Origin of the sequence: Streptomyces sp. NPDC086554 (assembly GCF_040686095.1) — a bacterium.
In the GTDB taxonomy this organism is placed as follows: domain Bacteria; phylum Actinomycetota; class Actinomycetes; order Streptomycetales; family Streptomycetaceae; genus Streptomyces.
Genome location: NZ_JBFBJK010000002.1, coordinates 114,340 through 138,072, shown reverse-complemented (window position 1 = coordinate 138,072; position 23,733 = coordinate 114,340). Strand labels below are relative to the sequence as shown.

The following is a 23,733-nucleotide window of genomic DNA, read 5'->3' as shown; positions in this document are numbered from 1 at the left end:
AGCCACCGCCACCGCCACCGTCCTCGACGCTAGGCAGTTTCGTTCAGATCTTCTGATCGTTGGTCTGCGTGTGCCGTTGACTGACGCGGAGTGGGCGCGGATCGAGCCGTTACTGCCGGACCGGACTCCGAAGCGGGGCGGCCGGTGGCGGGATCACCGTGAGGTGATCGATGCGATTGCCTGGAAGTTCCAGACGGGATCGCAGTGGGTTCACCTGCCGGAGAAGTACGGCAACTGGAGAGGTCTCTACAACCGGCTGCGGATGTGGGCCGTCGACGGCACCTGGCAGCGTGTCTTCACCGCGTTGATGGCCCAGGCCGACGCCGATGAGGATCTGAACTGGGCCGTCTCGGTGGACTCCACGATCGTGCGAGCACACCAGCACGCGGCTGGGGCCCGCAAAAGGGGGCCCCAGCCGGCGAGCCGGACGACCATGCCATCGGACGGTCCCGCGGCGGGCTGAGCACGAAGATCCATCTCGCCGCCGACGCACACTGTCGCCCCCTGGCTTTCGTTGTCACCGCAGGACAATCTGGCGACGCTCCCGCCTTCGTGGACGTGATGGCACGCTTGCGTGTTCCCCGCCGACGCGGCCGACCCCGCACCAGACCGGACGTGGTCCTGGCCGACAAGGCATACGCCTCACGCGCCATCCGCGGGCATCTGCGCAAGCGCGGCATCCGAGCGGTCATCCCTGTCCCGGCTGACCAACGGGGCCATCGCCTACGCCGAGGCAGCCACGGCGGCAGACCACCCGCCTTCGACCGCGAGGCATACAAGCAACGCAACGCCGTCGAACGGTGCATCAACCGCCTCAAGCAGTGGCGCGGCATCGCCACCCGCTACGAGAAGACCGCGACCATCTACCTGGCCGGACTCCACATCGCGGGCATCTTCCTCTGGTCCGCCCGATGATCCAAACGAAACGCCCTAGTGGTACATCAACGCACCTGTTGCGGGCGCAGCAGCTCGAACCACTCGAAGCCGTCGGAGCGGGATCAGTCCGGGTGGCGTTCGCGCCAGGTGCGGGCGATCTCGTCGACGTCGAAGGGCTTCAGGCCAAGCGGCGGGCCCGGTGGTGGTCTGCGCAGGGCCTCGGTGATCTTTTCGTTGAGGTCGGTCACGAGGCGGCGCGCCATGCTCTCGGACGGGGCGTCCGGCGCGGCGGCCAGCACGTCCTCGGCCTCCTTGCGCAGGGCCAGGGTCGGGGGGAGGTGGGAGACGCCCTCGCGGACCATCTTCTGCTTGATCCACCACTGTTCGTCGTACGACGTTGTGTCCAGGCCTTCCGGCAGCGGTTTCCCGCGGCCGGGCAGTGAGGCGAAGTCGCCGCGCTGCTCCGCCTCCCGGATCTGCTTGTCGATCCACGACTCGAAGGTGACTTCCGGTGGCTTCCGTTCAGTCATGTGTCCATTGTTCCAGCCAGGACCCTGTTTCGGGGAGACGGTGCGGTCGTGCGACGGTGCGACTTAGGATGCGGCGGCGCGGTGCGTGGGGTGTTTCCGGCGGCCGTGCGTTCGTTCAACGAGAGTTCGAGAACTGAGGAGCGTACGTGCTGGAGCTCACCATGGCCTCCGTGTCCGGGGCGGACGCAGGCGCGACCGCGGGCATGCTCATGGCTGACGCGCCGAGTGAACCGGGTGCCGTGCTGCGGGTGGGGCGGGACCGCGGTGTGTGCCGTCTTGTGCCGCCCGACGACTGGCTGTTCGTGTCGCGTACGCATCTCGAATTCCGCTGCGGTGCCGACGGGGACTGGTCCGTCACCTGGCTGCGCGGGTCGCATCCGGATCCCTCGTCGGAGGTGCGCGTGACGGTGGACGGTGTGGCGCGGCCCATCGAGTACGGCGGGACCGCCGCGCTGCCCCGGGGCGGGTCCGGCGAGGTGGTCATCCAGGACCGGTCGGGGCCGCGCAGCGTGAACGTCGGGTTCTATCAGGAGAGTTGAGGGGGGGAGGGGGCGGGCGGTGGTATCGGCCGCGTTCTCAGTCCAGGACGCGGGCCAGGGCGAAGCCGTCGTAGCCCTTCGTGCCCACCGTCTGCAGTGCCGTGCCGGTCAGCTTCGGGTGCCGGGCGATGAGTTCGAGCGCCTCGCGGGTGCCCCGGATGCTCGGCTCGGCGCTTGCGGCGTCAGTCACCGCGCCGCCCCGTACGACGTTGTCGACGATGATCAGGCTGCCGGGGCGGGTGAACTTGAGCGACCACTCCACGTAGTGCGGGTTGTTGGCCTTGTCCGCGTCGATGAAGACCAGGTCGAAGGGTTCGGGGTGCTCGACGTTCAGCGCGGCCAGCGATTCGAGGGCCGGGCCCACGCGGACCTCGGTGATCTTGTCGAGGCCTGCGCGTGCGAGGTTGCCGCGGGCCACTTCGGCGTGGACGGGGGAGTACTCCAAGGTGATCAGCCAGCCGTCCGCGGGCAGGGCGCGGGCCAGCCAGATCGTGCTGTAGCCGCCGAGCGTGCCGATCTCCAGGATGCGGCGGGCGCCCTGGATCTGCGCGAGGAGCTGGAGCAACTTGCCTTGGTTCGGCGCCACGTTGATCTTCGGCAGACCGGCGGCGTCGCTGTCCCGCAGGGCCGCGGTGAGCGCCTCGTCGGCGGGGGCGAGCAGGTCGGTGAAGTAGTGGTCGACTGCGGTCCACTGCTGCTGGGACATGGGGAGTCCGGCCTTTCGGGAGCGGGGTGGGGGGTGCGGAGTGGCGTGTGTGGGTGCGGTTCGCCTGTACCTTTCGAGTGTCTAGTTAGTTTCGCTAAGGATGCTAGCGGTGTGGGTCGAATGTTGGCAGGTTCTCGCGAGGAACCCCGGGCTTCGGCCCCTCAGGGGTCGTGTCTGGCGCGGGCGGCGCGGTATTCGGGTGTTTGGGCGCGGAGCGCCTGCGGGGCAGCCTGGGAGCGGGCGCTATCGAACGTGTGGGTGACTGATAGCTGGATGGTGGGGCGAGTGTACGGATGTCGTCTGTTTGTGCGGGCGAGTGTGTAGGTTCGGGTGTGTGAAGCTCAGCGTGCAGGTCAAGTTGCTGCCGACGCCCGTACAGGAGGCGGCACTTGAGGCGACCCTCCATGCCTGTAACGAGGCTGCCACGTGGGCGTCCGAGGTGGCGTTCGCCATCAAGAAGACCTGTGATGCGTACGCGACGCTGAAGGCGAATCTGAGGGCCGGGAACCTGGGCAAGCCGTGGTCCCGGCGCTACCGGCGGGCCACCGAGAAGCCGATCGCGTTCCGTCCGGAGGGTGCGCAGCCGTATGACGACCGGATGCTGTCCTGGCAGATCCCCGACCGTACGGTGTCGATCTGGACCCTGGACGGCCGGTTGAAGGGCGTGACGTTCACCGCCTCCCCCGAGCAGCTGGCCCGCCTGGCCCTGTACCGCAAGGGCGAGTCCGACCTCATCGCGCGTGACGGGATGTGGTTTCTGAACGCCACCTGCGAGGTCCCCGAGGCCGAGCCGAACACCGCCCCGGTCGGCTTCCTCGGCATCGATCTGGGGATTGTGAACATCGCGACCACCTCGGACGGCGACATCATGGCCGGACGGGCCCTGAACCGGGGACGGCAGCGAGAACGTGGCCTGCGCGCCAAGCTGCAGAAGAAGAACACCCCGTCCACCAAGCGCCGGTTGAAGAAGCGCAAGCGCAAGGAAGCGCGGCGGGCCAAGGACATCAACCACAAGATCGCGAAACATGTGGTGGCCGAGGCGGAACGCACCTCGCGCGGCATCGCCCTGGAAGACCTGACGGGCATCCGCGAGAGGGCACGGCTTCGCAAGCCCCAACGGGCCACCCACTCCAGCTGGAGCTTTGCCCAGCTCGGAGCCTTCATCGCGTACAAGGCCCGCAAAGCCGGGGTGCCGGTGGTGCACGTCGATCCGGCGTACACCTCACGCACCTGCGCCGAATGCGGCCACATCGACAAGGCGAACCGGGTGTCACAAGCCTGGTTCGCATGCCGGTCCTGTGGATTCGTTGATCACGCAGACCGAAACAGCTCCCGCAACATCCGTGCTCGCGCGGAAGAGTTGTGGCGACGCGGGGCGCAGTCAACCGCCCCAGACCCACCCCCCGAACCCGGGGGTGGGACAGGACGCAAGCGCAGCACCGCACCCAGTGGCGCTCGCTCTGCAAGCCCGCCGCTCTAGCGACGGGCCGTTGACTGGTGACTCGCATACTGGGGGCGTTGGGCTGTGTTGGTGGTCTGCGGACTGCGGGGGTGGAGATGACGTACGGGACTGGGCAGTTGGTGCCCGCGGCGGCGATTCGGGGCCTTGCCGATCGGTGGCTTCCGTTGATGGCCGAGCCGAAGGAGGACGGGGCTCCGGGGGACTTCGTCTGTTCGCCCGCGGGGCTGTGGCTCGCGCTGGCCGCCGTCGCGGTGGGGGCGCGCGAGGAAACCGCCGGTGAGCTGCGGGAGTTGCTTGGCGTCGCCGACGTGGAGGCCGCGGGCGCGGTGACGGCCGCGGCGCAGGCGCTCGCGGGCACGGACGCGGTGGCGGTCGCCACGCGCGTGTGGAGCCGGGTGCCGGTGTACCGGGCCTATCGGGAAGCGCTGCCGGACGTCGGGTTCGGGCCGATGGAGCCGGATGCGATCGACGCGTGGGTGCGCGACGCCACGGGCGGTCTGATCGAGCGGCTGCCGGTGGTGATCACTCCGGATGTGCTGCTTGTCCTTGTCAACGCGCTGGCGCTGAAGGCGCGTTGGGAGATCCCCTTCGAGGGGGCGGGCACGCGGGACCAGGACTTCACCGACGCGGTGGGCGTGCGGCACCGGGTGCCCACGATGCACCGGCCCGTTCCGCTGAACTGCGCGTGGACGGTGGGCGGGGCGAGCGTCGTCGAGCTGCGCTGCCGGGCCGAGAGCGGGCGGCCGCCGGCCCGGGTGCGCTTCGTGCTCGGCGAGCCGGGCGCGGGGCCCGCCGAGGTGCTGCCGCTGGCGTGGGCGCCGGAGGGGCGATGGACCGGGATTGACGCGGAGCAGATCAATATGGCGCTGCCTCGTCTTTCGCTGCGGACGAGGGTCGATGCGACGGAGCAGTTGGCGGCGCTGGGGGTGCGGTGGGCGATGAGTGAGGGGGCGGACTTCTCCGGGATGTCGCCCGAGCGGCTCGCGATATCGCAGGTGGTGCAGGAGGCCGTGGTGAAGGTGGCGGAGGAGGGGGTTGAGGCTGCTGCTGTGACTGCGGTGCCGATGGCTCCTGGTGGCGTGCCGTATGTCCCTCGACGGATCGAGTGGATCGCCTTTAACCGGCCGTTCGGGGTTGTTGTGCTTGATGGGGCGGGGGAGGTTCCGTTGTTCACCGGGTGGCAGGCGGGTGTGCCGGGGTAGGGGCGGGTTTTCTTTTCCCCAACCCCGCCCCTTCCCGGCTGTGACATTTTGCGGCTCCGCCGCGTGGTCCGGCTTCGCCGGCCGTGTGCGTACCGGGGAATCACCGGCTCCGCCGAGTTCGTCCTCAAACGCCGGACGGGCTGAAAACGGCTACTTCTCCACCGCCGGAAGCGAACCCGGCAGTGGCCTGCCCGCGCTCTCGCTCATGAACCACACCGCGATGCCGCCCACCACCGCCGCCGCCATCATGTAGTACGCGGGCATCATCATGTTCCCCGTGGCTCCGATCAGAGCCGTCACCACCAGGGGAGTTGTGCCGCCGAAGATCGATACGGAGATGTTGAAGCCGATCGACAGCGAGCCGTAGCGGACCCTCGTCGGGAACAGGGCCGGGAGTGCCGATGGCATCGATGCCGTGAAGCAGACCAGGAGCAGGCCGAGCGCCGCCATGCCCAGGCCGATCGCCCAGAGCGAGCCCTGGCGGATCAGGAGCAGGGCGGGGATGGACAGGAGCAGGAAGCCCGCGCAGCCTGCCGCGATCACGGGGCGGCGGCCCACGCGGTCGGTCAGTGCGCCCGCGAACGGCTGGACGCACATCATCAGCGCCATCACCGCCAGGACGACCAGGAGGCCGTGCGTCTCGTCGTACTTCAGCTCGCTCGTCAGATAGCTCGGCATGTACGAGAGCAGCATGTAGTCCGTGACGTTGAAGACCAGGACCAGGCCCATGCAGAGCAGGAGGGCCTTCCACTGGCCGGTCACCATCTCGCGCAGCCGCACCTTCGGGCGGGACTGCTCGTCCTTGTGCGCCTTCGCGAGCTCCGCCGCGAACGCCGGGGTCTCCTCCAGCTTCATCCGGAGGTAAAGGCCGATCAGGCCCATCGGGCCCGCGATCAGGAACGGGATGCGCCAGCCCCAGGAGAGCAGGTCCTCGGAGGAGAGGAGCGCCGTCATCAGGGTCACCAGGCCCGCGCCGCCGATGTAGCCGGCCAGCGTGCCGAACTCCAGCCAGCTGCCGAGGAAGCCCCGCTTCTTGTCGGGGGAGTACTCGGCGATGAACGTCGAGGCACCCGCATACTCGCCGCCCGTCGAGAAGCCCTGCACCAGACGGGCGAGCAGGAGCAGGACAGGGGCGCCCACGCCGATCGTCGCGTACGAAGGGATCAAGCCGATTGCGAAGGTGCCCGCCGCCATCATGATCATGGTGAGGGCGAGGACCTTCTGGCGGCCGATGCGGTCGCCGAGCGGGCCGAAGACCATGCCGCCGAGCGGGCGGATCAGGAACGCCGCCGCGAAGGCGCCGAAGGTGGAGAGAAGCTGGGCCGTGGGGTTGCCCGAGGGGAAGAAGACCTTGCCGAGCGTCACGGCGATGTAGCTGTAGACGCCGAAGTCGAACCACTCCATCGCGTTGCCGAGTGCGGCCGCCTTCACCGCGCGCTTGACCAGCGCCGGGTCGACGACGGTGACCTCCGCGGGTGCGTGCGGGGGCGGCGGGGCCTGGGTGCGGGGTGCGACGGGTGTGGCGGTCGGCAAGGGTTCGCTCGCCTGCCTCTCGGTGGACGACAAGGACAGAGCCGCCCGGCAAGAAAGGGGCGGCTCGAAAACCGACCATAGGTGCAGGCACCATCATTACGGGCGGTGTCCGGTCCGCCGCGCACCGCACGGAAAGTGCCGCTATCCAGGTCAAATGCCCCTGCGTCCGGTGGTGGTGAGAAGGCCCGTTTGTGATCTATGTCGCGGCTCGGGCGGGGAACCGCGCCAAGGAGCTCGGCCCGTCATCTTCTGGACAGTGGGGGGTGAGATATCGGCCATGCGGACGAAAGGTTTGGTTAGGAAGTACGCGCAAAAGCCGGTAGAAAGCGGTGTGGCTGCCAGGTGAAATGGGGGTTGCGCGCGTCTCACCCGACGGGCGCGGTGCCCATGAGCGACGGCGCAGTGATGACGAGCGGGGCGGGAGGGCAGACGGCGCGTGGCGGACATTGAGCACAGGGGACCGGGAAATGCCTTTGGGACAGGGGGTTCCGGTACACCCGAGGCGCGGATCGGGGCGGTCCGTGCCGCCCTCTGGATGATCGCCGCCATACTCGCGGTACGGCAGGTGGCCGTCTTTCTGCGTACGCCGAAGGGTGAGCGCCTGACCGACCTGGAGACCTGGATCGGTCCTGACGGCGTCCTGCATGTGAACGGCTCCCTCTACGACGCGGACAAGTTCACCGGCACCCCCTTCGCCGGACTCGTGCTCAAGCCGTTCGCCCGCGCGGCCGAACAGGCGCTCGGCTGGGGCTGGACGTTCGGCACCCTGATCCTGGTGGCGGTGCTCGGCCTTGTCGCCGCCCGCGCCCTGCCGCAGCCCGTGTCCCGGCGCACCTCGCTGCTCGCAGCGCCCGTCGCGATCTGCCTCCTGATGCTGTCGCTCCCGGTGCGCAACACCCTGTACCTGGGCCAGACCAGCATCATTCCCGTCCTGCTCGTGCTGCTCGGCTGTTTCGCCGTCCGCGGCGAGCGGGCCAGCGGCGTCCTGATCGGCATAGGGGCGGCGCTGCAGCCGACCGTGCTGCTCTTCGCCGCCCTGCTCTGGTTCACCGGCCGCAGACGCGCGTCGGCCGCCACCGGCGTCACCTTCCTCGCGTGCACCGCGCTCGCCTGGGCCGCGATGCCGCACGACTCCTGGGCGTACTGGGTGCACCACCTGGCGGGCGCGGGCCTCGGCGCGCGCCCGGACGGTCCGGCCAACCAGTCGCTGCACGGCGCGCTGCTCCGGTTCGGCCTTGAAGGGCCGCTGGAGATCGGCCTCTTCGTGCTCCTGAGCGCGGCCGTGATCGTCCTCGGCCTGCGCCGCGCCGTCCGCTACGCCCAGGACGGGCAGCTGCTGCTCGCCGTCGCGATCACCGGCTGTGTCGCGGTCGCGGTGTCCCCGACGACCTGGCAGCACCAGCTCCTGTGGGTGCTGCTCGCGGTGGTCGGCCGGGTCGGCAAGAAGCAGTCCGACCGGTACATGTGGCCGGTGGCCGTGATCCTGGTGTCGACGCTGCCGGCGAAGATGATGCTGCCGCACATGCCGGTCGTGGAGCCCATCCGCGACAATCTCGTGCTGATCGCCGCACTCGCCGCCGCCACCGTCGTGCCCTTCCTGTCCCGTACGGCACCGCACTACCAGACCCCCATCCCCACCGACTACGCCGCGCCTGTGCCCGCGCGCTGGAGCCGGGTGCCGCTGATCCCGTTCTGGCGGCGGGTCACGACGCGCCCGAATCTGCTCCTCGAACTGCTCCTGATCCGGGTCGGCTACTCCGCCTACCAGCAGGCGCGGCTCGCGGCGACCGGCGGCACCATCTCGGGCGGCCGGGCCACGGCCGAGCAGCACGGCGAGCAGGTCTACTCGATCGAGCAGTTCCTGCACATCGACATCGAGCACTGGGTCAACCACGCGGTGGTGAAGGTCAGTTGGCTCGAGGAGTTCTTCAACTTCTACTACACGTCGTTCCACTTCCTGGTGCCGCTCACCGTCCTCGGCGTCCTCTACGTCCGCCGCCCCGCCGAGTACCGCTGGGCGCGCTCCGCCCTCGGTTTCGCCACGGTCCTCGCGCTCGTCGGGTTCTGGCTCTATCCGCTGGCCCCGCCGCGCCTGATGCCCGACCTCGGTTTCATCGACACGGTGCACGGCGTGCAGGACTTCACGCAGCCGGACTACGGCACGCTGACGGCGCTCACCAACCAGTACGCGGCGATGCCTTCGCTGCACTTCGGCTGGTCCCTGTGGTGCGGGCTTGTGATCGCGATCCTCGCGCCGAAGTGGTGGATGAAGGCGTTCGGCCTGCTGCACCCGCTGTTCACGGTCTCCGCGATCGTGGCGACGGGCAACCACTGGGTCCTGGACGCGGTGGGCGGCGCGGCCGTCGTCGGGGCGGGCTTCGGCCTCGGCTATCTGCTCGCAGGGCCGCGCGTGCGCCGGCCCCTGAAAGTGGCGACGGGGGCCGAACCGGTCATCGACATGACGAAGGACTCGGCGAAGGACCGTACCCCGAGCTGATCCGGTACGTCCCCGGCGTGGACACCGTCAGCCGGGTGAACTCGCCGTGCCGCTTCAGGCAGGCCCCCTCGGCCCTGAGCCACGGCGAGTACACCAGGCGCAGCGTCACGGGCTCACGGGTGGGGACGCGGACCACCATGTCCGAGCCCGTGGACCGGACGACGATCGCCGGCGCGGACACCATCGGCACCGGATCCTCCACTCGGAAGATCTGCCAGTGCGTGTCCTTCCACTCCGGCTTCAGCCAGTCGGGACCGCTCGCGACGAGCGCCGCCTCGTCCTCGGCGAACCCGTCCGGCTTGCCCGAGGGAAGCACCACATAGCCGACCGCCCACTTGTCGAGCCACGCCCGGTAGGTGGCGGCCGAGAAGGACCCGTCGTAGAAGAGCCTGCCGCGCTCGACGTCGAGCTGGCGGTTCCAGCCGCGCGCCATGTTCACATGCGGGGCGAGGGCCGTGGCCTCGCGGTGGTTGCGGGCGGGGACCACTTCGACGCGGCCCCGGTCGGCACCGAGCCGCTCCAGCTCGCGCACCACACCGTGGGTGTCGACGGCCCATTCCGGCACGGCCGTCGACACCGTCAGATCGTCCGCCGTCTTCTGCGCCACCCAGGCCGTGGACAGCACGAGCGCGATCGCGAGGACGGTCCTGCGTACGCGGTCAAGGGCGGGCGCGAGGAGCGCGGCGAGCAGCACGGCGGGCGCGAGCAGCTCGGCGAGGCGCTCCACGTTCGTGCCGATGGGGGATGGGACGAGATACGTGAGGACCGTGCCGGTCGCGTACACGGCGGCGCCCCACCGCAGCACCCGCCACCGGCGCGGCGCCGCCACGACGACCGCGAGGCTGAACACCACGGGCGGGAAGACCCGGTCGAAGGGCATCAACTGCTCGCCGGTGAACGGGAAAAGCACGGTCGTCACACCCACGACCATCACCGGCGGCACGAGCAGCGCCGCGGCCCGCTTCCTGTCGCGTACGAGGAGAAAGCCGGCGCCCACGACCAGCAGGAAGAGACCGGCCACCGGGCTGGACATGGTGGCGAGTGCCCCGAACGCCACGGCGGCCCACACCCGGCGCTCCCCCACGAGCACCAGGCACGCGGCGAGCCCGAAGGCAAGCCCGAGTGCGAAGGTCGTGCGCCCCGAGGCGACGTTGCACCACACGGCGAGCGAGGCGAGCACCGCGGGCCACAGCGGGTGCCGGACGCCGGTGCGCGCGATGAGCGCGGCGACCAGCCAGGCTCCGGCGACACCCGACGCCACCGTCACCGTCTTCACGCCCACCGCGGCCATCAAGTACGGAGAGATCAGGCTGTAGTTGGCGGTGTGCATGCCGCCGTACCAGAACAGGCCGTACGCGGACGTGCCGTGCTCGGACACGAACCGCGCCCAGGCCTCCTGCGCCGCCAGATCGCCGCCGCCCGTGGCGAGGAACGCCACCCACACCGCGTACAGCGGCAAGGTGGGGACAGTGGCGATGAGCGGCACCCTGTTGCTTCGCGCGAACGCGCGGAAGGCCCTGTTCCGCTCGGTGGGCGCCCTGCCCGACGGCAGAAGCGGGAGATCGGCGGAGACCACAGCCACTGTTTCCATTCGAAGACTTGGAGAGGCAAGGTTCACTTCTCAAGACGCCGCAGGCAACGGAAACGTTGGGTCCCTGGGCCAGGGGGAGGCAGGGGCAGGGCGTAGGGGGGAGTCGCCCCTGCCTCCCTGGCAACGGGTCAGCCGGTGCTGACCTGCAGTTCCTTGACCCCGTTCAGCCAGGCCGAGCGCAGTCGCCGGGGGTCGGAGACCAGCCGCAGATCGGGCAGGGCGTCGGCGATCGCGTTGAAGATGAGGTTGATCTCGACGACCGCGAGGGACTTGCCGAGGCAGAAGTGCGGTCCTCCGCCGCCGAAGCCGAGGTGCGGGTTCGGGTCGCGGGAGATGTCGAACGTCTCGGGCTCGTCGAAGACTTCGGGGTCGTTGTTGGCCGAGGAGTAGAAGAGGCCGACGCGGTCGCCCTTCTTGATCTGTACGCCGCCGAGCTCGGTGTCCTGGGTCGCGGTGCGCTGGAAGGAGACGACGGGGGTCGCCCAGCGCACGATCTCCTCCGCCGTGGTCTGCGGGCGCTCGCGCTTGAAGAGCTCCCATTGCTCGGGGTGGGTGAGGAAGGCGTGCATGCCGTGGGTGATGGCGTTGCGGGTGGTCTCGTTGCCGGCCACCGCGAGCAGGATGACGAAGAAGCCGAACTCGTCGCCGGAGAGGTTCCCTTCGTCCTCGGCCGCCACCAGCTGGCTGACGATGTCCTTGGCCGGGCACTCCTTGCGGGCGGCGGCGAGGTTCATCGCGTAGCTGACGATCTCCATGGCCGCCTCGGCGCCGACCTCCTCGGTGATCGCGTACTCCGGATCGTCGTACGCCGCCATCTTGTTGGACCAGTCGAAGATCTTCGTCCGGTCCTCCTGGGGTACGCCGATGAGTTCGGCGATGGCCTGGAGGGGCAGTTCGACGGCGACGTTGGTGACGAAGTCGAAGCTGCCGTCGGGGGCGGCGTTCGCCAGGGCCGTCTCGACGATGGAGTGGGCGCGGGTGCGCAGGGCGTCCTCGAGTGAGCGTATGGAGCGGGGCGTGAAGCCGCGCTGCACGATCTGGCGGACCCGGGTGTGCTCGGGCGGGTCCATGTTCAGCATGATCAGCTTCTGGACCTCGATCTGGTCGCGGCTGATCGTCTCGTTGAAGCGGATGACCGCGGTGTTGAGGTTGGAGGAGAACAACTCCGGGTGTGTGGAGACGTACTTGACGTCCTCGTGCCGCGTGACGGCCCAGTAGCCCGCGTCGTCGAAGCCGGAGATTCGCGGCGGCTGGGCGATCCAGCGCACCGGTTCCGTCTGCCGCAGCTGGGCGAACTCCGGGAGGGGCACGCGGTCTTGAAGCAGGTCGGGGTCGGTGAAGTCGAACCCGTCGGGCAGCGCTGGACAGGGCATCGGCAACTCCAGGAGTTCAGTTCTTGGTTCCGACAGTTCTGACGGTCCATCAGGAGATGACCCGCAAGGTAGTAACGGGTTCTATAAGTGGCAAGGCCCGTGACAGCTCCGCTTCGTGCAGGTCGTGCGCAAGGTACGTGCAAGACCCTTGCGGCGCCGGGGTGCGGCTCAGCAGACTGCATGCAGAACTAGAACGCGTACTAGTTCTCCGTGCGGGTGCCGGGACGCCCCCGCGGGATGTGGATGGAGAGGACGCTCATGGCCGCGGAACCTGTCATCGTCGAAGCCGTACGCACCCCCATAGGAAAGCGCGGAGGGGCGCTCGCCAATCTCCACCCCGCCTATCTGCTCGGCGAGACCTATCGCGAACTCCTGGGCCGTACCGGCATCCACGCCGACTGCGTCGAGCAGATCGTCGGCGGCACCGTCACCCACGCCGGTGAGCAGTCCATGAATCCGGCGCGCACGGCGTGGCTCACGATGGGGCTGCCGTACGAGACCGCGGCGACGACGGTGGACTGTCAGTGCGGCTCGTCCCAGCAGGCGAGCCACATGGTCGCGAACATGGTCGCGACCGGGGTCATCGACGTGGGGATCAGCTGCGGCGTCGAGGCGATGTCACGGGTGCCGCTGGGGTCGGGCTCGAAGCACGGTCCTGGCAAGCCGTTCCCCGACGAGTGGAACGTGGACCTGCCCAACCAGTTCGAGGCGGCCGAGCGGATCGCCCGTAAGCGGGGCCTGACGAGGGAGAACGTGGACTCCCTGGGGCTCATCTCGCAGGAGCGCGCCGCCGTCGCCTGGGCCGAGGAGCGCTTCAAACGCGAGACCTTCGCCGTCCAGGTGCCGACGACGGAGGAGGAGCAGGCCGCAGGGCAGGGCATGTGGCGCCTGGTCGACCGGGACGAGGGTCTGCGCGACACGACGATGGAGGGCCTCGGCGGGCTCAAGCCGGTGATGCCGACCGCCGTGCACACGGCGGGCAACTCCTCGCAGATCTCGGACGGCGCCGCGGCGATCATGTGGGCGTCGAAGCGGATGGCGCGCGCCCTGAAGCTGAAGCCGCGGGCGCGGATCGTGGCACAGGCGCTGGTCGGGGCCGACCCGCACTACCACCTGGACGGGCCGATCGACGCGACGCGGGCGGTGCTCGGCAAGGCGGGGATGTCGCTCAGGGACATCGACCTGGTGGAGATCAATGAGGCGTTCGCTTCAGTGGTCCTGAGCTGGGCGCAGGTGTTCGAGCAGGACCTGGAGAAGGTGAATGTGAATGGCGGGGCGATTGCGCTGGGGCACCCCGTGGGCGCGACGGGGGCTCGGCTGATCACCACGGCCCTGCATGAGCTGGAGCGGCGCGACAAGGAGTTCGCGCTGATCACGATGTGCGCGGGGGGCGCGGTCGCTACGGGGACGATTATTCAGCGGCTGTGAGTGGGGGCTGAGGTCTGCCTCCGGCGGTTCTCTTCCCCAATCCCGCCCCTTCCCGAAACCAGGGGGCTCCGCCCCCTGGACCCCCGAAAAACAAAGATGTCCTCAAACGCCGGACGGGCTGGAATTCCAGCCCGTCCGGCGTTTGAGGACGAACTCGGCGGAGCCGGTGATTTTCCGGTGCGCCGAAGAGGCATCGGCTCAGTACCAGCCGTTCGCCTGCCAGAAGGCCCAGGCGCCCGTCGGGCTGCCGTAGCGGTCCTTCATGTAGTCGAGGCCCCACTTGATCTGGGTCTCGGGGTTGGTCTTCCAGTCCGAGCCCGCCGAAGCCATCTTCGAGCCGGGCAGGGCCTGGACCAGACCGTACGCGCCGGAGGAGGCGTTCGTCGCGGTGTGGTTCCAGCCGCTCTCGTGTTCAACGATCTTGCTGAACGCCTGGTACTGCGCGGCGTCCGGGATCATCTTCTTCGCGATCGCCTGCGCCGAGGAAGGCGCCGCGGCGGGAGCGGCGGCCGGAGCCGCGGCCTTCGCAGCGGTCGGGGTCGCGGCCTGGGCCGGACCCGCGGCGATCAGCATGCCGGTCGTGGCGGCGGCCACGGCGACACCGGTGAGGGCCTTCTTCGGGGTGGCGATACGGCGGAGGAGCGAGGCGGACAAAGCGAGACCTTCCGTGGGGGACATGGTGTCGCAGGCACGCCTTTGCCATGGAAAGTGGCGGGGGGAATGCGTAAGCGCCTTGGACCCGAAGGTCGTCGGCGCTGTGCGACTCGATCCAGAGAAGCAGGGCTGTTACGTCTCCGCAATGCCCCCTTTTGCTAGTTGATGTCGTACTTGAGCTGAACGCCCCCTCTGTGACGTGGCTCTCAATCCGCAGGTCAGCGCGGAGATTGACGCGTGCGCGTCAACCAGAAAGGGCTACGAACCGGACTAGTAGAGGACCAAAGTCCTGTGGGCCGCCTCACCCTGCGAGGGCCATCTCCGTAACGGAGAGCCAAAAGCCGCCTACGCCTTGGGCCCCTCGAATGTGACCTGGGCCTCGAAAGCGGCCCGCCGTGTGGCCCGGCGCAGCGCCTTGAGGACGGCGGGACCGAGGGCGAGGCTCAGCAGGACGGTGACCACGGCGCGAGGCAGGTCCCAGCCGAGCGAGGTGGCCAGACAGTACGCGATGAAGCGGCCCAGGTTGTCGCCGACGGGGTCGCCCGGCACGAAGGAGACGCCGGTCGCGAGGCCGCCGAGGTAGGGCCAGCCCTGCAGGTTCATGACGGTGCCGTAGAGGACGGAGGACACCGCACCGTAGACCGCGAGGAGCCACAGTTCGCGGCGGCCGCGGAGGGTGTCGGGGCCCGGCAGCAGCCCCGCCCCCATGCAGACCCACCCCATGGACAGCATCTGGAACGGCATCCACGGGCCCACGCCCCCGGTGAGCAGCGCCGACGCGAACATCGACACCGCCCCGAGCACGAACCCGAAGCCCGGCCCGAGCACCCGCCCGCTGAGCACCATCAGGAAGAACATCGGCTCGATCCCGGCGGTCCCGGCGCCCAGCGGCCGCAGTGCCGCCCCGGCGGCCGCGAGCACCCCCAGCATCGCGATGGCCTTCGCGTCGAGCCCGACGTCCGCGATGGTCGCCACGACCACGGCGAGCAGCAGCGGAAGGAGCGCCGCGAACAGCCAGGGCGCGTCCTGTGCGTGCGCGCTCAGCCCCGAGCTGCCGCCCGCGATGAGCGGCCACCCGAAGGCGACGACCCCGACGGCACTGACCAGCGCGAGGGCGCCGATGGACCGGGGGCCCAGACAGATGGGGCGGGCCTGGCGCTCGGGCTCGGCGGGCCCCGGCCTACCGCCCGGGGAAGCGGGGCTCACGGCTGCGCTCCTTCTGGAGGCACGCCGCCGGGCAGGTCCGGGCGTGTGCTCGGGTCCGGGTCTGCGCCCGGGTCCGCGCTTGCGCTTGAGTCCGGGGCCGCGCCCAGGTCCGGGCGTGTGCTCGGGTCCGGGTCTGCGCCCAGGTCCGGGCGTGTGCTCGGGTCCCGGCCCGCGCCAAGGTCCGGGCCCGCGCCCGTGCCGTGCCGCAGGTCTTTCTCCGCGCCGTCGGCCCGGTCCGCCCCTGCCGCCCGCAGGGCTTCCCGCACCTGCGGGACCGTCAGCCACTTCTGCGGGGCCAGGATCTTCGTCACCTGGGGCGCGAAGGACGGCGACGACACCACGATGTCCGGGGTCGGGCCGTCCGCGACGACCTCTCCGTCGGCGAGGATCGCCACCCGGTGGGCCAGTTCCGCCGCGAGCTCCACGTCGTGCGTGGCGAGGACGATCGCATGGCCCTCGGCCGCGAGCCCGCGCAGGACCGTGACCAGGCGGGCCTTCGCCGCGTAGTCGAGACCGCGGGTCGGCTCGTCCAGGAGAAGCAGGGGAGGGCGGGCTGTCAGGACGATCGCCAGGGCCAATGTCAGGCGCTGGCCCTCGGAGAGGTCACGGGGGTGCGTGTCGTCCGCGATGCCGGGCAGCAGCTCGCTGACCAGGGCCCGGCAGGTGCCCGGCTCGGCGTCCGCGTCGTGGTCGGCGGCCGTGCACTCGGCGGCCACCGTGTCCGCGTACAGCAGATCGCGCGGTTCCTGGGGCACAAGGCCCACGTGGCGGATCAGTTCGCGCGGGCTCGTGCGGTGCGGGACCGTGCCGCCCACCCGGACCGAACCGGACGACGGTTCGAGCAGGCCGACCAGGGTCGAGAGGAGCGTGGACTTCCCGGCGCCGTTGCGGCCCATCAGGGCGATCGTCTCGCCCGCGCGGACGGTGAGGTCCACACGGCGCAGCGCCTCGACCCGGCCGCGGCGGACGGCAAGTGACGTGACGGTGGCGGCGGCCTGGGGCTCGACACTCGTCTTCGTACGCCGTCGAAGGCCCGGCCTGCGGGGCGCGGGCTGCTCGGCGGGGCGCACGGCCGTGGTCTCCTCGGGCGGCTCGGCCCCGGAGAGGCGCTCGCGCAGCGACCCGGCCCGCCGTCGCGCGTCCCGCACCGTCAGCGGCAGCGGCGACCAGTCGGCGAGGCGCCCCAGGGCGACCACGGGCGGGAAAACGGGGGAGCGGGCCATCAGGGCGGCCGGGTCGCCGAGCACCGGGGCCTCGCCCGGCGCCGCGAGCAGCAGCACCTGGTCGGCGTACTGCACGACCCGTTCCAGGCGGTGCTCGGCCATCAGGACGGTGGTGCCGAGGTCGTGCACGAGCCGCTGAAGCACGGCGAGCACCTCTTCGGCGGCGGCCGGGTCGAGCGCGGATGTCGGCTCGTCGAGGACGAGGACCTCGGGGTGCGGCGTGAGGACCGAGCCGATGGCGACCCGCTGCTGCTGGCCGCCGGAGAGCGTGGCGATGGGCCGGTCGCGCAGATCGGCGAGGCCGAGCAGGTCCAGGGTCTCCTCGACACGGCGGCGCATCACGTCGGGGGCGAGCCCGAGCGACTCCATCCCGTACGCGAGCTCGTCCTCGACCGTGTCCGTCACGAAGTGCGAGAGCGGGTCCTGGCCCACCGTGCCGACGACATCGGCGAGTTCACGCGGCTTGTGCGTACGGGTGTCGCGCCCGGCCACGGTCACCCGGCCGCGCAGGGTGCCGCCGGTGAAGTGCGGCACCAGGCCGCTGACCGTGCCGAGCAGCGTCGACTTGCCGACCCCGGACGGGCCGACGAGCAGCACCAACTCGCCTTCGGGTACGGCGAGTTCGACCCCCTGGACGGTGGGCTCGGCGACCCCTTCGTACGTCACGGAGACGTCCTCGAAGCGGATCATGAGGGCTCCTTGGGGGGAACGGGGGCTGCCGACTCGACGGCGGGGGATGACGCGGCCTTCCGCCAGGCGGCGGGCGACGGCTTCGTCAGGGGGACGGGTGCGGGCCACTCCGCGTGGGAGGCCGAAGGCGCCGACTCCTCGGACGGCACCGGCGCCACGAAAGCAGGCAGCAGGCCGATCAGGGCCGCCGTCGCGGGCCACAGCGGCAGCGTCGGCGCGGTCAGGGGGACGACTCCGGGGTGCAGGGCGGCCGTGTCGTACGCCGATGCCCAGATCATCAGGCCCGCCACCGCGATCCCCGACCCGGCGACGAGCCAGGCCCGCACACCCCAGGGGTCGGGCCGGTAGCGGGTGCGCACGGAGCGGCGGCCGCCGAGGCGGAGTCCGGCGAGGGCGGCGAGCAGGCCCACGGCGAGTACGGGCAGGCCGTAGCCCGCGCCTTCCGACGAGAGCAGGCCGTACGTCCCCGCGCAGACGCCCATCAGACCGCCGAGCGTCAGGGCGGCCGTCGTCCTGCGCACCCGGGCCGGGACGTCAGCGGTGCGCCCGAAGCCCCGCGCGTCCATCGCGGCGGCCAGCGCGACCGACCGCTCAAGGGCGCCCTCCAGGACCGGAAGCCCGACCTGGAGCAGTCCCCGTACGCCCTTGTCGGGCCGCCCGCGAAGGCGCCGCGCGGCCCGCAGCCGCTGCACGTCGGTGATCAGGTTCGGCGCGAACGTCATCGCGACGACGACGGCGACCCCCACCTCGTACAGCGCGCCCGGCAGCGACTTGAGCAGCCGGGACGGGCTGGCGAGCGCGTTGGCGGCGCCCACACAGATGAGAAGACCCGCGAGCCGGATCCCGTCGTAGAGCGCGAAGAGCAGCCCCTCTGCGGTCACCCGGCCGCCGATCCGCACTCCCTTCGCCCAGTCGGGCAGCGGGACTTCGGGGAGCGTGACAAGGACGTGCGTACCGGGGATCGGCGAGCCGAGGACGATGGCGAAGACAAGCCGGATCGCGATCACGACGAGCCCGAGCTTCACGAACGCGCCGTACGACCGCGCCCAGGGGGCAGACGTCCGGCGCGCGGCGACGACATAGCCCGCGACGCCGATGAGCATCCCGAGCAGCAGCGGATTGGTGGTGCGGGACGCGGCCGTGCCGAGGCCGAGCGCCCATACCCACCAGGCGCCCGGGTGCAGGGCGTTGCTGCGGTGCGCGGCCGGGGCGAGGTACTGAATCTGCGGGCCGGTGGAGGCTGGGCGCGCCCACGCGGCGGAGCCGCTCATGTCACAGCCCCGCGCCCCTTTCGGGGCGGCGCGGAACCGCTTGGCGGGACCGGTCATCGCGGGATCAGCCGCGGCGGCGGCGGGCCTGCCAGACGGCGGCCGCGCCGAGCACGGCGATGGCTGCCACGCCCGCGATCAGGCCGACGGACGGACCGCCGTCGGATGCGTCCTTCTTCTCGGCCGATTCACCCGTGGCCGGCTTCTTCTCCGACTGCCCGTTGCCCGAGACCTGCTCGCCGCAGCCCGACTTCGGGTAGTCCGCGATGGCGCACAGCAGGGCGTTGCTGTCGTAGCGCAGTGGCTTGGCCACGGCGGCCAGGGCGTCCGCGCTCGTCGCGTCGTCGGCGACCCGCGCGCACGCGGTACGCGGCTTCGGCGGGGTCTCCCCGTCGGGGGCGTCCTGCGGTGTGCCGAAGTCGATGACGAGGGCGACGCGCTTCTTGCCGTTCTCGGCGGGCGTCTTGGCGCAGATCGCGCCGAAGTCCGCGGCGCCGCGCGGCTTCGCGGAGTCCTGCGAGTCCTCGGACACGGAGAACCGGAAGCCTTGGACGGCCCCGTCGTCGGGGCGTGCGGTGCTCGGCCCCTGCGTCGCGTAGGCCCACTTGGCGCCGTCCCGGTCCCAGAAGGACCAGTAGCGGTAGCCCGCGGCCTGGGCGGGAGCGGCGGCAAGGACCGCGAACAGCGAGGCGAAGAGCGCGGTGAGGACCGCCCCGGCCACGAACCGTGCGGGGCGGCCGGAGCGGACCCGAGTCACAGCTGCGACTTCTTGTTGCGGCTGCTCAGGAGGAAGCCGATGCCCGCGCCGAAGACCAGGCCGACGCCGATGATCCACCACACGCTCACCCCGCCCTCGTCGTCGCCGTCCTTCTTCTCGTCGGCGGGCTTCTCGGTGGCCTGCGGTGCGGGACCCTGCGCGTTGAGTTGCTTGACCAGGTCGGCGCCGCCGAAGTCGCGCGGGTCGAGGCCCGCGGCGTTCGCGGCGAAGATGAGCTGGGCGTATGCGGCGGGTCCGGACGTCTTCGCCCAGTCCGCGGAGTTCTTCGCCAGCCACTGGGCCGACTTCTTCGCCTGCTCCGGCTGACCGGCCGCGGCGAGGGCGACCACGGATTCCGCGGTGTTGCCCGGGTCGGGCATGTTCTTGGCGCCGGCCAGCGACGACATCAGGTGGTCGTCGCTCTCGGCGAGGGTCTTCAGGAGGTAGCCGGTGCCGTTGGACGCGGCCTTCTCGGCGGTGTCCGCCTTGACGCACTTCGGGGAGGCCGGCTTCGTCGCCTTGGACGGGGCCACGACCAGGCCCCTGCCGTAGCCGCCGAGGACACCGGCCGCCGTCGCGTCCGCGTTCGGCGAGAGCTTTCCGGTCTTCATGTCGGCGAGGCCGAAGGCGCCGCCGTCCTTGCCGCAGTCCATGGCGAGCTTGGGCAGCGCGTCGTAGGGGGACTTGCCGTCCTGCGACTTCACCGACTGCGGCTTCTCGCCGGCCCCGGTGAGGGCGCCGATCACGATGCCGGTGGAGTTGGCGTCGGAGTCCATGCCGGGGCTGTAGCCCCAGCCGCCGTCCTGGTTCTGCACCGACTTCAGCCAGTCGATGCTCTTCTTGACCGTCTTGTCCTGACCGCCGAGCGCGGTGAGTGCCTGCACGGCGGCCGCGGTGGAGTTGCTGTCGACCATCGTCTTGGAGTCGCAGGGCTCGCCTGCGTCGGCGCGGTACGCGGCGAAACCGCCGCTTGCACACTGCTGTCCGGTGAGCCAGTCGACGGACTTCGCGGCGGGCTTCACACCGGCCGAATCCTGGGCGAGCAGGGCGTAGGACTGCCGGAACACCCCGTCGAACTTGGGGTCCTTGTCGCCGTACAGACCGGAGGGGAGCTTGGCGGAGGGCGACGGCTTCGCGGTGTCGGCGAAGGCGGCCGGGGCGGCGGCCGAACCGAACACGGCGACGGCGGCCAGGACCGCGGCGCTGCGGCGAACGTTCATGATGCGGCGGGTGCCTCTCCCTGCGGGGAGCGGGGCAGCACGGGCGCGCGACGGGCACGGCTCCGGGCGGCTCCGGCTCCGTATACCTCGACGGTGCCGTTCATCGGGGGGTCCGATGAGGCGAGCCGGTCACGCTCCGGGCGGGGCAATCCGGCTCACCGCGAGCCTTGCGGGCTACGGTTCACGGCTGCGGGTCAGCGCCGGATTCGCACCGGCTTCCCCCCGTACGGGCATGATGACGACGGGGGTCACTCTACCGGCCCGTAGCGGGAGTGCCCGGGGCGCCCGCCCCGCCGCGCTCAGACCGCGACGTACCGCACCGGATCGCTCCCCACCGCCTCCGCGCGCCCCAGTTTCACCAGGCGCCGCACATGCGCCTCGGCCTCCGACACGGCGATGCTCCGTGAGCCGTAGCGGATCTCGGCCCAGGGGCGGTTCCACTCCATGCGCTCGGCGAGCTGCCAGGGGGTGAGGGGCGCGGCGAGCAGGGAAAGCAGGTCGTTGAGGCGCTCCTCGTGGTGGGCGAGGATCTCCTGTACGCGGGCCGGTGCGTCCGTGAACGCGTGCTGGTGGGCGGGCAGGACCTCGGCAGGACCCAGGCGGCCGACCCGCTCCAGGGAGTCGAGGTAGTCGCCGAGCGGATCGGTGACTGTCTCGTCGTCGGGGTCTTCGTACAGGCCGATGTGCGGGGTGATCCCGGGGAGCAGATGGTCGCCGGAGAAGAGGCGGCCGTGGCCCGGCAGCCGGGCCGGGTGCTCCTCCTCCAGGTGCAGACAGACGTGGCCGGGGGTGTGGCCCGGCGTCCAGATCGCGCGGAGCCTGCGGCCCGGCAGTTCGAGCAGCTCGCCCGGTGTGATGTCCCGGTCGGGCAGCGCGGGGGCCAGGCCGGGCAGCTTCGGTGTGCGTCCCGCGTCGCGCGCGGCGATGAGCGGGGCGACGTGCTCGGCGGGGGCGCCCGCGGCCGTGAGCTTCCGGGCCATGTAGTCGAACCAGCGCTCCGGGGGGTTGGAGCGGGTGCGCCGCACCACCGACGCGTCCGCCGCGTGCATCGCGATCCAGGCCCCCGATGCCTCGCGGACCTTGGCGGACAGGCCGTGGTGGTCGGGGTGGTGGTGGGTGATGACGACGCCGTGCACCGCGTCGACGGAGGTGCCGCAGGCGCCGAGGCCCGCCTCCAGGGTGCCCCAGGAGGTCGGGTCGTCCCAGCCCGTGTCGATCAGGACGGGACCGGCGTCGGTGTCCAGGAGATGGACGAGGGTGAAGCCGAGGGGGTTGTCCGGGATGGGGACCTTGATGCTCCATACGCCCCCGCCGTGCTCGGTCACCTGCGGATCGGCCACCTGCGTCATCGGGAGCCCTCGTCTCTCATCGGCTGCACGGCCATGACCTCAGCCCCCACGCGACCTCAGCCCTAACGACCATAACTAGAACTAGTTCCAATGATCGCCCAAGTCGACTGTTTCGTCAGGAGAGTTGGAAGTGAGGTGCCGGTCACACTCGCCCGCTCCGATGTCACACATGGCCCGCGCGCTCGCTCCTAGGACACAGCCACGCACACCAGAGGAGACCCGCCATGCCCGGCACTTCCGAGGCGGACGACGCCACGCGAGCCTTCGTCGACCACCGCGAGCTGCTGTTCTCCCTCGTCTACAACATGCTCGGCACCGTCGCCGACACCGAGGACGTCCTCCAGGAGACCTGGCTCGCCTGGGCGCCCCGGCACGCGGCCCGCGACGCCGAGCCGATCGGGAGCCCCCGCGCCTATCTCGTACGCATCGCCGTGAACAAGGCCCTCGCCCGGCAGTCCGTCATCAGCCGCCGCCGCGAGACCTACATCGGCCCCTGGCTCCCCGAGCCGCTGCTCACCCGGGCCGTCGAACCCGCCCACGAGCCGGACGCCGCGGAGGCGGTCGAGCGTGCCGAGTCGGTTTCGATGGCGCTCCTCGTGGTCCTGGAGACCCTCTCCCCGCTGGAGCGCGCGGTCTTCGTCCTGCATGAGGTCTTCGGGTACGCGCACACCGAGACCGCCGAGATCATCGGCCGCACCCCGGCCGCCGTGCGCCAACTCGCCCACCGGGCCCGTGAACACGTGCGGGCCAGGCGGCCCGCGGGGAACGCCGACGCGCGCCGCCGCAGGGAGGTCACCGAACGGTTCGCCGATGCGGTGGCGGCAGGGGACGCCGAGACGCTGCTGCGGCTGCTCGCCCCGGATGTCGTCCTGTGGGCCGACGGCGGGGGCAAGGCGCCGGGTGCCGGGCCGCGCCCGCTGCGGGGCAGCGGCAGGGTGGCCGAGCTGCTCGTCAAGCGTGCCGCGCTCAGACCCGCGGGGGCGGAGCTCCGCTACTGCCACATCAACGGCGATCCCTCGGTGCTGCTTTTCAACGAAGGCGCCCCGTACGCCGTGCTCGTCCTCGACCTGACGCCGGACGGCGAGCGGGTGCGCGGCCTCTACAACGTCATGAACCCCGACAAGCTCGCCCACCTCGCCTGAACGGCCGTTCCCCGCAAGGGAGTCAAAGGGAGTCAAAGGGAGCCACCCATGTTCATCGCCTATGTGACCGTCACCCTGCTGGCGGCCGCCGCAAACATCTACGTCGCCTTCGTCGACTACGCGCGCTCGCCCCAGGTCCTCGCGAACATGGACCGGGCCCGCGTCCCGCGTTCCTGGCTGTTCCCGCTGGGTCATCTTAAACTGGCCGGTGGAGCAGGCCTGTTGGCGGGTTTCGCCGTGCCCTGGATCGGTGTGGCCGCCGGGGCCGGGCTCGTCCTCTTCTTCACCGGCGCCGTTCTCTTCCATCTGCGGGCGCGGGTGTACACCCTCCAGTTCCCGCTCGGCTACTGGGGACTTGCCGCGGCGGCGCTGGTCACCGGCCTTGCCCATCGGGGGATCTGAGGCCGCGGTGACATCCCCGTGGACTCCTGGAACTAGAACTGGTATCAGTTCTGCCAAAGCGTTCTGAGGCAGTGTCAGAAAGTGT

The 23,733-nt window shown here is 70.7% G+C and carries 19 protein-coding genes, 1 pseudogene and 1 riboswitch; of the genes and pseudogenes, 8 read left to right on the top strand and 12 right to left on the bottom strand.

Features of this window, described 5'->3' with window-relative positions; genetic code table 11:
* The first annotated feature begins 55 nt into the window (after window positions 1–55).
* A pseudogene (locus AB0O76_RS03225) lies at window positions 56–915 on the top strand (IS5 family transposase).
* A gap of 83 nt (window positions 916–998) precedes the next feature.
* On the opposite strand, the gene AB0O76_RS03220 reads toward AB0O76_RS03225, so the two are convergent.
* The gene (locus AB0O76_RS03220; protein ID WP_266867495.1) at window positions 999–1,406 is read right to left on the bottom strand and encodes a DUF1992 domain-containing protein; all 408 of its coding nucleotides are present in this window, start codon (window positions 1,404–1,406) and stop codon (window positions 999–1,001) included.
* Window positions 1,407–1,552: 146 nt separating this feature from the next.
* On the opposite strand from AB0O76_RS03220, the gene AB0O76_RS03215 reads away from it, so the two are divergent.
* Entirely contained in the window at window positions 1,553–1,945 is a 393-nt protein-coding gene (locus tag AB0O76_RS03215; protein ID WP_365484749.1) for a hypothetical protein, read from the top strand.
* A gap of 37 nt (window positions 1,946–1,982) precedes the next feature.
* Here the strand turns inward: AB0O76_RS03215 and AB0O76_RS03210 are convergent, their stop codons facing one another.
* Window positions 1,983–2,651 carry an O-methyltransferase gene (locus tag AB0O76_RS03210; protein ID WP_365484746.1) on the bottom strand — a complete coding sequence of 223 codons (669 nt, stop codon included), beginning with the start codon at window positions 2,649–2,651 and terminating at the stop codon, window positions 1,983–1,985.
* A 334-nt stretch (window positions 2,652–2,985) separates the two neighbouring features.
* Between AB0O76_RS03210 and AB0O76_RS03205 the strand changes: the two genes are divergently transcribed.
* Together AB0O76_RS03205 and AB0O76_RS03200 are read left to right on the top strand one after the other, a co-directional pair.
* Window positions 2,986–4,131, top strand: coding sequence for a transposase (locus AB0O76_RS03205; RefSeq protein ID WP_365484743.1), 1,146 nt, complete (start codon window positions 2,986–2,988; stop codon window positions 4,129–4,131).
* A gap of 149 nt (window positions 4,132–4,280) precedes the next feature.
* Window positions 4,281–5,315, top strand: coding sequence for a serpin family protein (locus AB0O76_RS03200; protein WP_365484740.1), 1,035 nt, complete (start codon window positions 4,281–4,283; stop codon window positions 5,313–5,315).
* Between the two features lie 150 nt (window positions 5,316–5,465).
* On the opposite strand, the gene proP is transcribed toward AB0O76_RS03200, so the two are convergent.
* The gene (gene proP / locus AB0O76_RS03195; protein WP_365484736.1) at window positions 5,466–6,848 is read right to left on the bottom strand and encodes a glycine betaine/L-proline transporter ProP; all 1,383 of its coding nucleotides are present in this window, start codon (window positions 6,846–6,848) and stop codon (window positions 5,466–5,468) included.
* Between the two features lie 436 nt (window positions 6,849–7,284).
* Here proP and AB0O76_RS03190 point away from each other — a divergent pair, with 436 nt between their 5' ends.
* Window positions 7,285–9,345: a bifunctional glycosyltransferase 87/phosphatase PAP2 family protein gene (locus AB0O76_RS03190; protein ID WP_365484733.1), complete on the top strand. Its 2,061-nt coding sequence runs from the start codon at window positions 7,285–7,287 to the stop codon at window positions 9,343–9,345.
* On the opposite strand, the gene AB0O76_RS03185 is transcribed toward AB0O76_RS03190, so the two are convergent.
* On the bottom strand, window positions 9,299–10,936 hold the full coding sequence (locus AB0O76_RS03185) for a glycosyltransferase family 87 protein (RefSeq protein WP_365484730.1): 1,638 nt from the start codon (window positions 10,934–10,936) through the stop codon (window positions 9,299–9,301). The genes AB0O76_RS03190 and AB0O76_RS03185 overlap by 47 nt on opposite strands.
* 128 nt (window positions 10,937–11,064) lie before the next feature.
* On the bottom strand, window positions 11,065–12,309 hold the full coding sequence (locus AB0O76_RS03180) for a cytochrome P450 (RefSeq protein WP_365484727.1): 1,245 nt from the start codon (window positions 12,307–12,309) through the stop codon (window positions 11,065–11,067).
* 258 nt (window positions 12,310–12,567) lie between these two features.
* On the opposite strand from AB0O76_RS03180, the gene AB0O76_RS03175 reads away from it, so the two are divergent.
* On the top strand, window positions 12,568–13,737 hold the full coding sequence (locus AB0O76_RS03175) for a steroid 3-ketoacyl-CoA thiolase (RefSeq protein ID WP_365484724.1): 1,170 nt from the start codon (window positions 12,568–12,570) through the stop codon (window positions 13,735–13,737).
* Between the two features lie 198 nt (window positions 13,738–13,935).
* Here the strand turns inward: AB0O76_RS03175 and AB0O76_RS03170 are convergent, their stop codons facing one another.
* From AB0O76_RS03170 to AB0O76_RS03140, 7 genes are all read right to left on the bottom strand, one after another.
* Window positions 13,936–14,415, bottom strand: a complete 480-nt coding sequence (locus AB0O76_RS03170) for a transglycosylase SLT domain-containing protein (RefSeq protein ID WP_365484721.1) — start codon at window positions 14,413–14,415, stop codon at window positions 13,936–13,938.
* A 321-nt stretch (window positions 14,416–14,736) separates the two neighbouring features.
* Window positions 14,737–15,597, bottom strand: a complete 861-nt coding sequence (locus tag AB0O76_RS03165) for an ECF transporter S component (protein WP_365484718.1) — start codon at window positions 15,595–15,597, stop codon at window positions 14,737–14,739.
* On the bottom strand, window positions 15,594–17,510 hold the full coding sequence (locus tag AB0O76_RS03160) for an ATP-binding cassette domain-containing protein (protein ID WP_365484716.1): 1,917 nt from the start codon (window positions 17,508–17,510) through the stop codon (window positions 15,594–15,596). Before AB0O76_RS03160 ends, AB0O76_RS03165 begins: the two co-directional genes overlap by 4 nt.
* A complete protein-coding gene (locus AB0O76_RS03155) occupies window positions 17,507–18,781 on the bottom strand; it encodes a CbiQ family ECF transporter T component (RefSeq protein WP_365484713.1) in 1,275 nt (424 codons plus the stop codon). Before AB0O76_RS03155 ends, AB0O76_RS03160 begins: the two co-directional genes overlap by 4 nt.
* A gap of 64 nt (window positions 18,782–18,845) precedes the next feature.
* Window positions 18,846–19,463 (bottom strand): SCO2322 family protein, encoded by a 618-nt coding sequence (locus AB0O76_RS03150; protein ID WP_365485522.1) that lies wholly within the window; start codon window positions 19,461–19,463, stop codon window positions 18,846–18,848.
* A 68-nt stretch (window positions 19,464–19,531) separates the two neighbouring features.
* Window positions 19,532–20,755, bottom strand: a complete 1,224-nt coding sequence (locus AB0O76_RS03145) for a prenyltransferase/squalene oxidase repeat-containing protein (RefSeq protein WP_365484710.1) — start codon at window positions 20,753–20,755, stop codon at window positions 19,532–19,534.
* Window positions 20,756–20,898: 143 nt separating this feature from the next.
* Window positions 20,899–20,977, bottom strand: a riboswitch (cobalamin riboswitch).
* Between the two features lie 77 nt (window positions 20,978–21,054).
* Entirely contained in the window at window positions 21,055–22,104 is a 1,050-nt protein-coding gene (locus tag AB0O76_RS03140; protein ID WP_365484707.1) for an MBL fold metallo-hydrolase, read from the bottom strand.
* A gap of 224 nt (window positions 22,105–22,328) precedes the next feature.
* On the opposite strand from AB0O76_RS03140, the gene sigJ reads away from it, so the two are divergent.
* Together sigJ and AB0O76_RS03130 are read left to right on the top strand one after the other, a co-directional pair.
* Window positions 22,329–23,246 carry an RNA polymerase sigma factor SigJ gene (gene sigJ / locus AB0O76_RS03135; protein ID WP_365484704.1) on the top strand — a complete coding sequence of 306 codons (918 nt, stop codon included), beginning with the start codon at window positions 22,329–22,331 and terminating at the stop codon, window positions 23,244–23,246.
* A 48-nt stretch (window positions 23,247–23,294) separates the two neighbouring features.
* Window positions 23,295–23,648: a DoxX family protein gene (locus tag AB0O76_RS03130; RefSeq protein WP_365484701.1), complete on the top strand. Its 354-nt coding sequence runs from the start codon at window positions 23,295–23,297 to the stop codon at window positions 23,646–23,648.
* Window positions 23,649–23,733 lie beyond the last annotated feature (85 nt).